Source organism: Alteromonas sp. CI.11.F.A3, assembly GCF_032925565.1.
GTDB lineage: Bacteria > Pseudomonadota > Gammaproteobacteria > Enterobacterales > Alteromonadaceae > Alteromonas.
In genome coordinates this window covers 3,860,749-3,875,771 of sequence record NZ_CP136708.1, presented here as the reverse complement: position 1 = coordinate 3,875,771, position 15,023 = coordinate 3,860,749, and the positions used below count along the sequence as shown (strand labels likewise).

Annotated in this window: 10 protein-coding genes and 1 pseudogene; 5 read left to right on the top strand and 6 right to left on the bottom strand. The window is 43.5% G+C overall.

Translation table 11 applies throughout. The annotated features are described in order from the left end of the window. Window positions 1–237 precede the first annotated feature (237 nt). Window positions 238–1,215 (top strand): helix-turn-helix domain-containing protein, encoded by a 978-nt coding sequence (locus tag R1T43_RS16670; RefSeq protein ID WP_247670586.1) that lies wholly within the window; start codon window positions 238–240, stop codon window positions 1,213–1,215. A 94-nt stretch (window positions 1,216–1,309) separates the two neighbouring features. Here the strand turns inward: R1T43_RS16670 and R1T43_RS16665 are convergent, their stop codons facing one another. Both R1T43_RS16665 and R1T43_RS16660 read right to left on the bottom strand, forming a co-directional pair. Then, entirely contained in the window at window positions 1,310–2,815 is a 1,506-nt protein-coding gene (locus R1T43_RS16665) for a tryptophan halogenase family protein (RefSeq protein WP_317350422.1), read from the bottom strand. A 63-nt stretch (window positions 2,816–2,878) separates the two neighbouring features. Next, the gene (locus tag R1T43_RS16660; protein ID WP_317350421.1) at window positions 2,879–5,935 is read right to left on the bottom strand and encodes a TonB-dependent receptor; all 3,057 of its coding nucleotides are present in this window, start codon (window positions 5,933–5,935) and stop codon (window positions 2,879–2,881) included. Between the two features lie 463 nt (window positions 5,936–6,398). On the opposite strand from R1T43_RS16660, the gene R1T43_RS16655 reads away from it, so the two are divergent. Continuing rightward, window positions 6,399–8,996, top strand: a complete 2,598-nt coding sequence (locus R1T43_RS16655; protein ID WP_317350420.1) for a glycoside hydrolase family 3 C-terminal domain-containing protein — start codon at window positions 6,399–6,401, stop codon at window positions 8,994–8,996. Between the two features lie 88 nt (window positions 8,997–9,084). Here R1T43_RS16655 and R1T43_RS16650 read toward each other — a convergent pair whose 3' ends face one another. Continuing rightward, window positions 9,085–9,549, bottom strand: a complete 465-nt coding sequence (locus R1T43_RS16650) for a MarR family winged helix-turn-helix transcriptional regulator (protein WP_211069796.1) — start codon at window positions 9,547–9,549, stop codon at window positions 9,085–9,087. 213 nt (window positions 9,550–9,762) lie between these two features. On the opposite strand from R1T43_RS16650, the gene R1T43_RS16645 reads away from it, so the two are divergent. The 3 genes from R1T43_RS16645 to R1T43_RS16635 all read left to right on the top strand — a co-directional run bounded on the left by R1T43_RS16645 (window position 9,763) and on the right by R1T43_RS16635 (window position 12,977). Beyond that, window positions 9,763–10,191, top strand: coding sequence for an organic hydroperoxide resistance protein (locus R1T43_RS16645; RefSeq protein ID WP_317350419.1), 429 nt, complete (start codon window positions 9,763–9,765; stop codon window positions 10,189–10,191). Window positions 10,192–10,371: 180 nt separating this feature from the next. Then, window positions 10,372–12,303 (top strand): M1 family metallopeptidase, encoded by a 1,932-nt coding sequence (locus tag R1T43_RS16640; RefSeq protein ID WP_317350418.1) that lies wholly within the window; start codon window positions 10,372–10,374, stop codon window positions 12,301–12,303. A 137-nt stretch (window positions 12,304–12,440) separates the two neighbouring features. Beyond that, the gene (locus R1T43_RS16635) at window positions 12,441–12,977 is read left to right on the top strand and encodes a peroxiredoxin-like family protein (RefSeq protein ID WP_317350417.1); all 537 of its coding nucleotides are present in this window, start codon (window positions 12,441–12,443) and stop codon (window positions 12,975–12,977) included. A 170-nt stretch (window positions 12,978–13,147) separates the two neighbouring features. Here R1T43_RS16635 and R1T43_RS16630 read toward each other — a convergent pair whose 3' ends face one another. The 3 genes and pseudogenes from R1T43_RS16630 to R1T43_RS20085 all read right to left on the bottom strand — a co-directional run. Next, window positions 13,148–13,753: a YigZ family protein gene (locus R1T43_RS16630; RefSeq protein WP_317350416.1), complete on the bottom strand. Its 606-nt coding sequence runs from the start codon at window positions 13,751–13,753 to the stop codon at window positions 13,148–13,150. A gap of 88 nt (window positions 13,754–13,841) precedes the next feature. Then, window positions 13,842–14,417, bottom strand: coding sequence for a methyl-accepting chemotaxis protein (locus R1T43_RS20090; protein WP_410549026.1), 576 nt, complete (start codon window positions 14,415–14,417; stop codon window positions 13,842–13,844). A gap of 6 nt (window positions 14,418–14,423) precedes the next feature. Then, window positions 14,424–14,684: pseudogene (locus tag R1T43_RS20085) on the bottom strand (PAS domain-containing protein); the annotation flags it as partial. Window positions 14,685–15,023: the final 339 nt, after the last annotated feature.

The window sequence follows — 15,023 nt, the reverse complement described above, 5'->3', positions numbered from 1 at the left end:
TTGCGTCACGGTATTGAACACGTTATAAAACAACAAAAAAGTATTTGGTTATTAATGAAAGCCGTCTTATTTAACATACATGATCTGGTGTTGCTATTTACTGTTTATCAATGTTTTTTATTTGCTCTTTTCTTAGTAACTCTTAAGCGCGGCAAAAGAAAAACACATTTATTGCTTGCCGCCTTCTTACTTTCACAAGCTGCAATCCCTTTAGATAATCTCATCAACTTTGGTGAAATGTTCCGGTCTACGGCTTTGTCTTTTTCACCTAACCTTTTCTACTCATTCGGGCTAGCTTACTGGGTGGAAGCGCCATTATTACTTTTTTACATTCGAAGCCTAATATACAAAGACTACCAATTCAGGCGTTATGACCTGCTTTTCCTACTGCCTTTCGTTGCCTATAGCATTTATTTTGCGAATACCTGGTGGCTAGAAGAAGAGTTAGTAAAAATTGCTGCATTGCAGGGAGATACCATTGCTAATACTCCCTTCGAAGAACGGGCAATACATTTGTTTCGTGAAGCTTTTCGAGTAGCATGTGGCGTGCTGTGTTTAATAGAACTGAATAATTACCAGAAGCAGCTGAAACAACAAGTAGCAGAAACAGAGAGTGTCGATTTGACGTGGTTAAAAGCGCTGGTAGTGGGCTTTTTAATCGTTAGAGTTGTGGCAGTATTAACAGCGCTTGCCATTATCTCTGCGTATGAATTGGGGGTCTACATCGACCATGAGTTTTTAGGCTTAAGTTCAAACTATGCTGTCTTGTTAATGATATCTGGGTTGATATTCTTTAGTGCAGGGTATTCCACTATATTTAGAGGTATTGACAGTAAACTGACGCCTGCAGCCACAAAAGAAAAGCCGAAAATCGACCTTCGCCAGGTTGATAAAATCACCCGATATATGCGTTTGAATAAACCCTATTTAAACCATCTACTCACATTAGAAAATCTTGCTAACCAGCTGGATATTCCACCACGGGTGCTGTCTCACATTATTAATCATCATTTTAATAAAAACTTTTTTGAGTTTATTAATCATTACCGAATAGAAGAGAGTAAATTGCTATTGGAAAGCGAGTCGAATCGCCGGGCGACTATGCTAGATATAATGGATTCTGCGGGCTTTAACAGTAAAGCCACGTTCAATACATTTTTTAAGAAGTTGACTGAGAAAACACCTACCCAGTATCGAAAAGACTACTGGGAATAGACGGCAATACGTTCATCGCTACATAGCTATGCAACTGAGTAGCAAGGGGTAAGTGGCACGAACGTCACTTGAAACGCTACTTTGCCACTAACTGCTACTTTACATTAAGTTGTGCAATAAAGTGTGCATGTTCTGGAAGTACAGACGCTGACTTATCTATTACACTTGCAATATGGCTAAGTCGCTCATCAATTAATGATGTACTCATTCTATCGACTAGCGGGTGGTATCCTTCACTTCGCAACCCTTGTCCATGCATAACGGCAAGCCAGGATGTCTCATTAAATAACTCATTGTCTATGCGGAAAATACGGCCCGAGTCTTTGTACAATTGTACTTTTTGCTCCAACGAATCACTCAATGATATGTTGCGACAATAACGCCAAAATTCACTATCGTTTCTTTCTGTTAAAGCATAGTGCAACACAATAAAGTCTCTAATCTGTTCAAACTCTTTTGTGGTTTGCCGGTTGTACATATCAATGTCACTTTGACAAAACCGGTTGCTAGGAAAGAGTGTCATCAATCGTGCTATCGCAGATTGAATCAAATGCAGTCCGGTAGACTCTAGCGGCTCAACAAATCCAGCCGATAACCCTATACCTAAACAGTTTTTTATCCAACTTCTAGGACGCATTCCCGTTTTCCAAGCTAAGAAATTGGGCTCAGCTAAAGGTTCACCTTCTAATTGCGCCATCAGCTCATCTAGCGCAGCTTCCTTTTCTGTAAACTTACTCGCGTACACATAACCATTTCCAATTCGATGCTGCAACGGAATTCGCCATGTCCAACCAGCGGTTTTCGCTGTTGATTGGGTGTAAGGTTTTAACATGCTATCGGCAGATTTACACGGGATAGCAATGGCACTATCACAGGGCAATAGGTCGCTCCAATCATTAAACGTTGCGCCCATTTCTTTTTCTAAGAGCAAGCTTCGAAAACCACTACAATCAATATAAAACTCACCATCAATACAGTGCCCATTTTGAAGCGTTAGCGTATTGATATGACCATTTGGATGCTTGGAAACCGCTTCGACTTTGCCCTTGATATGCCGAACTCCACGCATTACTGCAAAGTCGCGTAAAAAGTTAGCGTATAAGGTACTGTCAAAATGATATGCATAACTCATATTGGCTAGGGGAGAAGTGTTCTGCGCATTAACCTTGCCAAACCGCCCACTTTTAGCCGCCATCGCTTCAATTGAATACGAACAAAGGTCGCCACCTGCACCTTCGTTGAAACGCTTAAGCCAAAAATGATGGAACGGCAATGCTTCCATGTTAATACCGAAGGTGCCGAAGGGATGGAAATAGGCGTGACCTTTGCGTTTCCAGTCTTTAAATTCGATACCGAGCTTGTAAGTCGCATTAGTAGCACGGATAAAGTCCGCCTCATCGATACCCAAAATTCGGTTAAATAGTGTAATTTGAGGGATGGTCGCCTCACCCACAGACACCCCTTTAACGTCCTCGCTTTCAATAAGCGTGACACTATATTTTGAGAGGTCTAACACTTTGCTAAGTGTTGCTGCGGTCATCCAACCTGCCGACCCACCGCCTACAATCACGATAGACTTAATAGACATTGATTGAGACATAACTACCTCATAACGTTTTAGGTATGCCACTTCTGTGGCATACCTGATTCATTCTCAAAATGGTTAAAAGGTCCCTTTAGCGACCAAGCTTATTCTACGGTCGTTAACAAACCACGACCGGCCCACTTGATTCCCTTCGGCATCAACTTGCATCGAGGTACGTGTGACCGTATTGCTTAAATTCGTGCCTTGCAAACCCAACTCTATGTTGTCTGAGAACCGGTAAAAGAACGAACCATCAAGCTGCCCATTTGCTTCATTGAAAATAGGAAGCTGAGTAATAACATCTTTTGTGGTTAACAGGTATTCAGAGCGCCAATTATAAGCTAGGCGAGCGTTAAACCCGTTCTTCTCATACATAGCAACAATGTTCACATTATCTTTGGAAAGCCCCTCAAGCGGTAAGTTGTCAAAGGCAATGCCTTCCCCTTCAGAAGAGTCTGGCTTGTCTGGCGATAACCCAGGATTCGGTGAGCCCTCATCTTTCACATACGTGTAGTTGAATTGAAGCCCTAGTCCACTCCACGCGCCTGGTAGAAAATCAAAAAACTGCTGATAAGCAATCTCCACACCTTTCACACTGCCTTCATCGCCATTAGTGGCGCCATCAACTTGGACGACTTGCGTCACGCCATTATTTTCATAAACGCGATCGGTGGAGCCGTTGATAAAGTAGTTACTCAAATCTTTATAAAAGAATGATGTGGTTAACGAGCCAACGGTTTCTGGAAAATACCATTCAAAGGCGAAGTCGTAGTTATTGGCTTCCATCGGCTTAAGAAAGGGATTACCAGATTTTGCGGTATAGCGCTGGTATTGCGCACGGGTTATCTCTCTATCGTCGCCTTCCCCTGAGTATTCAATCTGTAAATTATCGCCCTGTATTTCAACGTAATTGCGAAGGTTTCCAAGATCAGGCAGCGCAATGGCCTTAGAGTAACCAAAGCGCAACAGCATATCGTCGTTCAAATTTAGTTTAAGATTGAAGCTTGGTAGTAACTTACTGTAATCACTTACTGCTGTTTGTTCCGTAGAGGCAGCATTACCGAACGCGGCTTGATCAGAGGGTAAAAAGTTCTCAGGATCATCATCTTGAACAGGCAGATTATCGGGGAATGTAATAAACCCATCCGTCTCATTTTCAATTTTAACGTAGCGTGCCCCCACATTACCGCTGAAAAAAAGCCCTTTCACTTCCCCCTCGAAATTACCTTGTATGAAAAAGGCGTTATTCGTTTCAGTAGTTTCGTTTATTTCATTGGGCAAAAAGTCACCGATAGCACCAGATCTGCTTGCTAAGGCCACCCAGCCAGGCATAAGGCTTGCGAATGTAGACTCTGCATCACGATAATTATCGGCAACCGACTCATTAGGAAAAAGAAAGGTATTGCCGCCAGGTGTCGTCAAAACACCACCCCTTGCGAAGTCATCGAATGACACGGCTTCGTATAAATCACCTAGCCCTGCGCCAAGTTCATCACCTTGGGCGTCGAACCAAGCATTGCCGTTCCCCGCCCACGCTTCAGACAACCAGCCCCAGTTAAATGTGGATTGGCGGGTGGTTTGTTGTCTTTTGGCATAGCGGGTGCCCACTTTTACAGATGTAAATAAACCGTCTTCGAACGTATATTTAGCATCTAACGCTACTGCCGCTTCATCGCCCTCGTTGGCCGACACATGATCCATCGCACTGCGCCAAAAATAATTATAAGGGTTGGTGAAATGCATTTCGTCGTTGGCGTTAGCGGGGTCGGTTAAAAATATATCAGGGGTGCTGTCTCCGTTATTGGTAATTCCAACCACGGTACGAGTAGCGCCCATTACCGAGAAATCAACAATATCTGAGGTTGACTCTACGTATTGCAAATCCGCGCTAAACGCCCACTCATCATTAGGGCGGTAGCGCACATTTAATCCAATATCATCTACCACAGAGTGTTGCTCTCTGGCACGTGTAATCATTGCGTGTTGAGCACCGAAAATGCCGCCGGGCTGACGCTCGGCATCATTTCCTCTCCAACCCGCGTTAGACGTAATTAATCCCGATTCGAACAAACCCTGCTCGTCGATATCAAAAGTTGTGCCCTCTGCTGGCACAAGGTCATTTATGACCGCATCATCTGCCAGTTCAATAGCGCGCTCGGTCCACGACAAAGATGAATCGGAGCGTATAAACTGTGCCGTAGCGAGTATGGTGTCATCTACGTTTTCCCATTGCAGCGCTGCTGCTAGCCCTTGACGCTCTCGAAGGTCTTGTTTCCGGGTTAAACGAGTGGTGCGAGGCACCATGACACTTTCGCCATCAACTAATTGGTTTTGTGTTTCAAATCGACCGACTTGGGTACCGTCCGATTGCGCTTTAAGTGTGGAATCTGAAAAGTTTAGCAGCAAGCCCCATCTGCCATAGTCACTTTCAAACACATCCGAATACAATGCAGAAAAGGTTGGGGTAGTTTTTTCAATAAAATCGCTATAGGTGGCATCGGCTGAAAACGCTAAAATACGCTTGTCACTATCAAAGGGTTTGCGAGTAATTAAATTTACGGTACCCGCAATACCTCCTTCAATCATCTCTGCCGATTGATTCTTATACAACTCTACGCCGCCCATTAATTCAGGAGGAACATCCTGAAAACTAAGTCCTCTTCCAGAGTCGGCAGTAAAGGTATCGCGACCGTTAAATTCACTTCTAGTGTGGGTTAACCCCCTGACCACAACGCCACTTCCTTCAACGCCGAAATGGTCTGGGTCGTTGGCGCCCGCAAAACGTTCAATGGAAACACCAGGTAATCGAACGATAGCTTCCAGCACACTCCTATCAGGCAATGCGCCAATATCCTTTGCTGATATTGCATCAAGAAAGGTATCACCGTAGCGCTTAAGTAATTGTGCGTCTGCTAAGTTTTCCTTTATACCTCGAACCTCAATGACCTCAACATCTTCTACGTCGTCGTCAGTCTGGTTTTTTTTAACGTCTTCTGAAGGTAAATTCGACTGCGCAAAAGCGAGTTGGGGTTGGAAAGCTAATAGCGTACTTAACAAGGCGCTGGATACAAGTGAGCGTTTAAAGCTAGGCTTTCTCACTGTATTAGTTATTGTTGATTTATTATGTGTTTTCATTTTTTTTCCCTAGTCACATTTCCAATAAACACCGAAGTGCTTAATCTCCATTTAAAAAATAACAACATAAATACAACAATTCGCCCAGCATAGTCGCGATTGGCTAATTTGAACGCAAAAATTTACTCTAATGTAAGGTTTTAACTTCAACCTAATGATTTTGCTGGTTTAAATTTTGGGTTCAAGTTTATGTAAAACGCATAGATGAACGCCTTTAAAATTGAGTGAGGCAATAAATAAACATATTTGTTACATTTATTTATCATAGCGATAGGTTGGGAGTGCCGGTTTTATTGGGGTTGCAGCCTATAGGGCCAGCGTAGGTTTATTTATTGCGCTTTCTTCTATAGTAGCGGTGAATTGAACGTTCAAATACGCAAAAGTGACATTGGTTTGACGATTTCTATTTTTCAAGTGGTTAGCGTAATCATCCCTTAGGAAAAGCCATGAGACATTTAAATTCATGAATCGAATAATCAAAAAACTGCCTGAGCGAATTCTTATATCCGCCTGCTTTTTACTTACTTCCCACAGTCATGGTGAAACACTGCCATTTCAAAACCAATCACTGCCGGTTGAGACTCGTGTCGCAGATTTAGTTGACCGCTTAACCTTGGAAGAGAAAGTGAGTCAATTATTTGATAAGTCAGCAGCAATAGAGCGCCTTGCCATTCCCGAATACTATTGGTGGAACGAAGCATTGCATGGGGTAGCAAGAGCAGGTAAAGCAACCGTATTTCCACAAGCTATTGGTATGGCGGCAACCTTTGACGAGCCTCTTATTTATCGTATAGCGTCTACAATTTCAGATGAAGGGCGTGCTAAGCATCACGAATTTTTACGAGAAGATACCAATGCAATGTACACAGGCCTTACTTATTGGTCGCCTAATATTAATATCTTTCGCGATCCTAGATGGGGCAGAGGCCAAGAAACTTACGGAGAGGATCCGTTTCTAACTTCTCGAATGGCGGTCAATTTTGTGAAAGGCCTTGAAGGAAATGATCCCACGTACCTTAAGTCGGTCGCCACGTTGAAGCATTATGCAGTTCACAGTGGCCCGGAAGTATCTAGACACAGCGACGATTACGCAGCGTCTGAAAAAGATTTAACGGAAACCTACCTTAGAGCATTTGAAGACACGATTACAGCTACAAATGTATCATCTGTCATGTGCGCATATAACCGAGTGAATGGTTCCCCCGCCTGTGGTAGTGAAGCGCTTCTTCAAGATACGCTACGAGATACATTTAATTTCTCCGGGTACGTGGTTTCAGATTGCGGCGCTATTGCTGACTTTTATGATGAAAATTCCCATCATGTAGTAGATAGCCCTGCTCACGCAGCCGCCAGTGCCTTAAAATCAGGTACAGACTTAAACTGCGGAGACCATCACGGCAATACATTTAGCTACCTAATAGAAGCCGTGGGCGAAGATTTGGTAGAGGAAAGTGATATTGACCAAGCGCTTACCCGGCTACTTACTGCACGCATGAAACTGGGAATGTTTGATAACAGCAGTACACATGCATATACCAAAATGCCTATGTCAGTGGTTGGGTCAAAAAAACATATTGAATTGGCACGAGAAGCGGCAGAGAAATCCATGGTTTTACTTAAAAACGATGGTGTATTGCCCCTGAAACGCAATAGTAAAATAGCACTTATTGGGCCGAATGCTGACAATCCCGCCATACTTGTGGGTAATTATCATGGCACACCCGTGCAGCCTGTTACACCGAAAGAAGCCTTTTCGCAGGCACTACCTTCAAACCAACTTGGTTACGCGCCAGGAAGCAGTATAACTGAAAACATTTTTACGCATTTTAGTCCTGTCCCTTCTAGCGTTTTCACCCATGTAAACATGCTAGGCGAATCAAAACCAGGTTTAGTTGCTAAGTATTACCCCTCAAGTCATTTCAATCTTCAGCCAAGCAAACGGCACGTTGAAATGAACATCAATTTGACGAGCGAAGACATACCTTTCAACAAAGCATCAAATCAAGAATTCGCGGTGCGATGGACGGGCAAAATTACCCCTCAAAAATCTGGAAATTATTACTTTAAAATGAAAGATGTCGAGGTCTACCTAGACGGTGAGCTTACAGACGAAAGGCGCTATCTTGAAGCAGGCAAGTCTTATGACTTCAAGGCTGAATCACTTATTCAGCGTTTTTGGCACAGTAATGTGATAGAACCAGAAATAAGCTTCAAATGGTTAATAGAGGATAAAAATCTAGAGAGTGAAGCGCTTAGAGTGGCAAAGGAATCTGATGTTATCGTATTTGTCGGCGGTATTAGCGCTGAATTGGAGGGGGAAGAAATGCCTCTTGAGATTGATGGGTTCTCCCATGGGGACAGAACGAATATCAAATTGCCCAAGAGCCAATCATCACTATTAAAAGCGCTTCATAAACTGGGCAAACCCATCGTTATGGTTAACATGAGCGGAAGCGCAATAGCGCTAAACTGGGAAGATAAAAACCTCAACGCCATTATTCAAGGCTTCTATCCTGGTGAGCAAACTGGGCCAGCACTACTGAACCTTCTTTATGGTGATACCAGTCCTTCCGGCCGACTACCGGTAACCTTCTATCAGTCGGTTAACGACTTACCCGACTTTAAAAATTACAGTATGGTAAATCGAACCTATAAGTATTACGAGGGAACTCCGCTTTATCCATTTGGTTATGGTCTTAGCTATGCAGACTTCCGTTACGATAAGCTAAAGGTCACTCGCTCTGAAAAGGGTCTTAATATTGCCACCACGCTATCTAATAAAAGTGATATAAGTGCTCAAGAAGTTGTTCAAGTTTATCTTGGAATGCCCGATGCACCAATTCGTACGCCTCAGCGAGAGTTGGTTGCCTTTAAGCGTGTAAACTTAGCGGGTGGGGAAAGCCAGTCAGTGAAGTTCACCATTAATGAATCGCAACTTGTTTATGTTGATGCGCAGGGGCAGCGCCAACCTTATAAAGGTAAATTGCTCGTGACGCTTGGTGGGGGACAAGGGGTGAAACGTAGCGATAACGTTGTGCAACACAGTATTAATCTTCCCTAATATTATGTTCGTTTATCCATAGTCAATGGATGAACGAACATACTTGTTATATTGCAGTAGTCAGTGCTATAGCTATGGCACTGACTTTTTAATCAGCGTTGAAACACCCTTGTAGTTTGTCCATTAATACAACAAGTTGCTTTGCTTCAGCTTTCGACATGCCATCTAGTTTACATAACATTTGGGTGGGAACATCCCGTGCTATTATTTTGGCATCTTGCCCCGATTTTGACAGCACTACCCGGCGCACCCGTTTGTCCTGTTCATCTTTAACCACGTTTAACAGCTCTTTTTGTTCTAGTTTTTTTAAAATCAGCGTCATAGCACCGCCATCTATCACAGTTTTATCCAGTAATTCTGCAATGGTGACGTTAGATTGTTCCCATAAGGCCATCATCACTACGTACTGTGGATACGTAATATCAAGGCTTTTAAGCATTGGGCGATAGGCACGAGTAAATGCATTAGACAGCGTGTAAAAGCGGTGGCACAACTGGCTTTCTAATTTAAGCGTATCGGGTGCAAGTTCATCAAGCTTAGCTTCGTCAGACATGAGCGTTCCTAGAAGAGGTAAAAGGCATGAATAATATTTTGCATGCAAAGGACTTGATCTACAAGCGGCATTAGTGTTAATTTATTTTGCATGCAAAATAAATTGCATTTACTTTCTATTAGACATTTCACTACACGGGTTCATTACACAATTTCATTACTGGGCTTCAATAAAGAATGCTCAAGTTGAGCGAAGCAATCGAGGATTTATATAATGCATACACTTCAACAAGTGGTTTATACCGGTACAGCAGCTGCAACAGGTGGTCGTGAAGGCACAGCAAAATCAAGTGACGGAAACTTAGATGTTACGCTTTCAACACCAAAAGCATTAGGTGGAGCGGGTGGTAATGGCACTAACCCAGAGCAATTGTTTGCAGCTGGCTATTCAGCGTGTTTCATTGGTGCACTTAAGCATGTGGCTGCGGCTGAAAAAATTAAATTGGGCAGCGATATAAGCGTAACTGGTGATGTGTCTATTGGGCCTATCGAAGTCGGTTTTGCTATTGCTGTAAAACTAAGCGTCGACTTAGGTGATATGGAGAAATCTGCAGCAGAAAGCTTGGTGGCTAAAGCGCACCAAGTATGCCCGTATTCAAATGCCACTCGTGGCAATATTGATGTACAAATTTCAGTAGCCTAGACGTCAATACCTCTCTTCCCCAAGATCACTCGAGCCGCTTTAAAGGTAGGGAAGGGGGGAAACGTTAATTTAACCGCTGGTGTCGTTGCTTGTCGTTTTGGGTTTAAGCATTCAGGTACTTCTTTGTTATTATAGATAAGACAGAATTATGGGTAAGACAGAATTATAACAGGAAGTATTATGAAAAATATAAGCTGGGTAGCCATTTGTGCGCCGATGTTGTTTGCGTGTAGCGAACAACCCTCACAAGAACCGACAACACCATCAGCTGTTTCTGATAGTGCTGATAGCAAAATTGCTGCCGAGAGCGCAGTATCTAAAGTAGATGTGCTCAGTGAAATAGAGGCGGGTAAAGATTACCACTCATTCGCCAATCCATCAGAAGTGCGAGTTACTCATTTAGATTTAGACTTAACTGCAGATTTTGAAACATCAAAATTGTCCGGCAGTGCTACGTTAACCGTTGAGCGCAGTGCGCCTAACTTTAATACGGTTGTTCTTGATACTCGTGCATTGGATATTATATCGGTTACGGTTAACGGCAATCCCGTACCTTTTGATATGGGCAGCGCTGATCCTGAACTTGGCACACCACTTTCTGTTGAATTGCCTGAAGGCGCAGATAAGCTAACCATTGCCTATTCTACCTCGCCTGAAGCATCGGGTGTTCAATGGTTAACGCCAGCACAAACCGCAGGAAAGCAACATCCTTTCTTGTTTACCCAAGCGCAAGCTATGCATGCAAGAAGCTTTATTCCGCTGCAAGACTCTCCACAAGTACGAGTAACCTACACAGCCACTATACATACACCTGAAGCTTTATTGGCAGTGATGAGTGCCTCTAACGATCCTGCTACGGCTCGTGATGGTGAGTACTCGTTTACTATGCCGCAGCCTGTACCTTCGTACTTAATCGCATTAGCAATTGGTGATTTGAAATTCAAACCAATGGGCGAGCGCACAGGGGTTTATGCCGAGCCTAGTATGTTAGACGCAGCAGCAAAAGAATTCGAAGATACCGAAGCCATGTTAGAAGTAACGGAAAAAACCTATGGCCCATATCAATGGGATCGTTACGACTTATTGATTTTACCGCCGTCTTTCCCTTTTGGCGGAATGGAAAACCCACGCTTATCGTTTATTACCCCTACTGTCATCGCTGGCGATAAAAGCTTAGTGTCACTGATTGCGCATGAATTGGCGCATAGCTGGTCGGGCAATACGGTGACCAACGCCACGTGGCGCGATCTGTGGTTAAACGAAGGTTTCACCACCTATTTAACTTACCGTATTATGGAAATGATATACGGCCACGACCGATTTAAAAAAGAAGCGGTTTTGGGATACCAAGATTTACAAAACGATATACAAGCCCTCAACGAAGAAGATGAAATTCTAGCTATCGATCTTCGCGGAAGAAATCCAGATGATGTTTTCTCAAATATTCCTTACGAAAAAGGCGCGCTCTTTTTACGTGAAATTGAAAACAAAATTGGTCGTGAAAATTTTGATGCGTTTTTGATGCAGTACTTTGAAGATTTCGCGTTTAAAAGCATTACCACTGATACGTTTTTAGCCTACCTGGATGAAACCTTGTTGGCGCAATACCCAGATAAGTTAAGCAAAGCGCGCATTCAAAAATGGGTGTTTGAGCCCGGTATTCCTGAAGGAGCGCCTGTGCCAGAGTCGGATGCCTTTGATAAAATCGATACCACTCGCAAGGCTTGGTTAGCCGGTGAGGTAGAAGCGGTAAATATAGATACCGAGCAATGGACAGTGCATGAGTGGTTGTATTTCCTGAACAATATGCCAAAGGAACTATCCGCAGAGCAACTGGCTGCATTAGATGCTGCGTTCTCGTTAACCACCACGCAAAATAACGAAATAGCCCACAGTTGGTTAATGATTGCAGTGGCAAATGAATACAAGCCGGCCTACGACCGATTGTACGAGTACCTGGTTAACATTGGCCGTAATAAGTTAGTTAAGCCGCTATATCGTTCGCTTTCTGCAACACCCGAAGGCAAAGCGTTTGCTAAACGTGCCTTTGAAGAAGCAAAGCCGGGTTATCACCCTTTAACCATTCGAGCCAACGAAGGCTTTGTGGAATAAAAGCGATCTTTACAAGCCTTAAGGCGTAGAACTAATTAGGTATCATCGGTAGCACTAACGGGATGGTTAGCGCTACTGATGACGCATATTACCGATGTAATTGGTTCATGTAGCTAATACGCAATTAAGGAGACTGTATGTATACGCAAAAACTACAACCTGATTCTTCATTTCCCGATGTGCAAGTAACGCTAAGCACCGGCGAGGCTGTTTCATTAAGCAACAAACGTGAAGGTTGTGATTGGAAGATGGTGGTTGTTTACCGTGGTAAGCACTGTCCTATCTGTACCAAGTATTTAAACGCGCTTGAAGACTACAAAGGGCGTTTGTTAGAACTTGGCGTTGATGTAATAGCGGTATCTGCTGACAGTCAATCTCAGTTGAAAGAGCATCTTGAAGACTTATCAATTACGTTCCCTATTGCTTCGGGTTTGAGTGAAGACGATATGAAAGGGCTGGGTTTATATATTTCTGTGCCTCGCAGCGAAAAAGAAACCGATCACAATTTCGCTGAGCCCGCGTTGTTTATTCTAAATCAAGATAACACTATTCAGATTAGTGAGTTGGCTAATGCGCCTTTTGTACGCCCTGATTTAGAGCAACTAGTATCCGGTTTGGAATTCATTCGCGACCCGGAAAATGACTACCCAATTCGCGGCACCTTTAATGGCTAGCTTTAATGGTTAGCTTTAGTGAATAGCTCTAACAGATAGCTGTAAAAGATAGTCATATCGCAGCTTATATAGAATGTTTAAAAACAAAAAGCCCGCGCAGCGGGCTTTTTTATACGTGGTCACAAATGCTCGTTATATATTCAAGAAAATCGCCGGAATACCAGTAATGCTTAGCTATTCTCAGGGCGTGTAAAATTAATCGCCATGGCAGCGGTTTTTTCTTGAAACTCATCGATAGCTTGATGTGGCAATTGCATATTTACAGTAACGTGTTGTGCATAGTCACAACTAACTATCTTGCCTGAAAATTGTTCGCATAAATGCCGGATGAATTGCTCGTGCTTAAAGTCGATATCAATAGAGATATCATAAAGGCGCACTTCTTCACGGGTGGGAAGCTGTTCCATAGCTTGCTGTGCTGAGGCTGAGTAAGCTCGCACTAACCCACCTGCACCCAGCTTTATGCCACCAAAATAGCGGGTAACTATAACCATGACATCGCCCACACCTTTGTGCTGTAAAACATTGAGAATGGGTTTTCCGGCAGTGCCACTCGGTTCGCCATCATCGGCCATTGCTGCGCTTGATGGGGAATGAGGGTTACCAAGTAAGTACGCCCAACAATGGTGACGGGCATCTGGATATTGTTGCTTCACATTTGCGAGGTGTGCCATCGCTGCTTCGCGACTATCTGCAAAGGCGGCAAAGGCAATAAACTTGCTTTTTTTAATCTCGTACAGGTTTTCAACCTGTTGAGCGGGGACGGGATACGACATACCGCCATTATACCTGAGTTTCGCCTTTGGCTAAATACAGGTACAACAGCGTTTTGCGCTTTACTACTTTACTAGAAGCTACTTGGCATTAACGTAGAATGCCTGAAACCGTTTCCGATACGTTTGTCGCACCTTTAAGGATTTCATCCATCACACCTTGAACTTGGGTAATTTGCTGACTGTTTAAATCTACGTTGTCCTTCACTACCGCCATTTTACTGGTAGATTTATTCGCCAGTTTGCGGTTTTCTGCAACTACCGATTCAATTTCTACTGTTGAATCACTGGTACGCTGTGCAAGTTGACGAACCTCATCAGCAACCACGGCGAAACCACGACCTTGCTCACCTGCACGGGCCGCTTCAATAGCTGCATTAAGTGCCAATAGGTTAGTTTGATCTGCAATACCGCTGATGGTGGTTACAATAGTTTCAATTTTAAGCGATTGCTCGCTTAGTTCGTGCATTAGCTTATTGGTTTGGTCTACTTCATCTAGTGCAACTTGGAACACATCAATACTGCGTTGAAGCGATGTTGTACCGTCTGCTGCAATTTGTGACGTTTCTTCAGCGGTTGACACGGCAAGTTCAGCGGCCTGTGAAATAGCATGCTTTTCTTGAATTTGCGCGGTTACATCAGAAGCGAACTTGATAACTTTAACCACCTTCCCACTGCCATCAAACACTGGGTTGTAAGTGGCTTCAAGCCATAACGTCTCTCTGTCAGCATTAATCCGTTCGTAGGTACCCGAAGAGAATTGGCCGCTTGCTAAGGACTGCCAAAACTGAGGGTTATTCTGATAAAAGTCATCTTTACAGAACATGCGATGGTGCTTGCCTTTGATTTCATCAAGACTGTATTTCACTGTCGCGGTGAAGTTTTCGTTGGCGGTAACAATGGTGCCATCTGGTTCAAACTCGATAACCGCCATCGATTTATTCAGCGCATCGGTAATCGCTCTACCAGAAAAAACAGCGTTTTCTTGCTCGGTAACATCATGATAAATTGCATGAATTTCAACGTTAGTACCGCTTGGTACATTTACGTAGCTGGCATTCAGCCACTTTGTCTCGCCCGTCTCTGCTTTCATCGCAACGGTATTCGTGTAAGATCCACCGTTTAACAAAGACTGCCAAAATAGACGATAATCGTTGTCGCTCTGAATACCTGGAACACGAAGATCTGTGTGGTTGAAAGAGGGCGTTCCCGTATTTGGGCGGGCTAATATGTTTAGAAGCGGAGATGATGCATATAGGCAATCTCCTCTTTC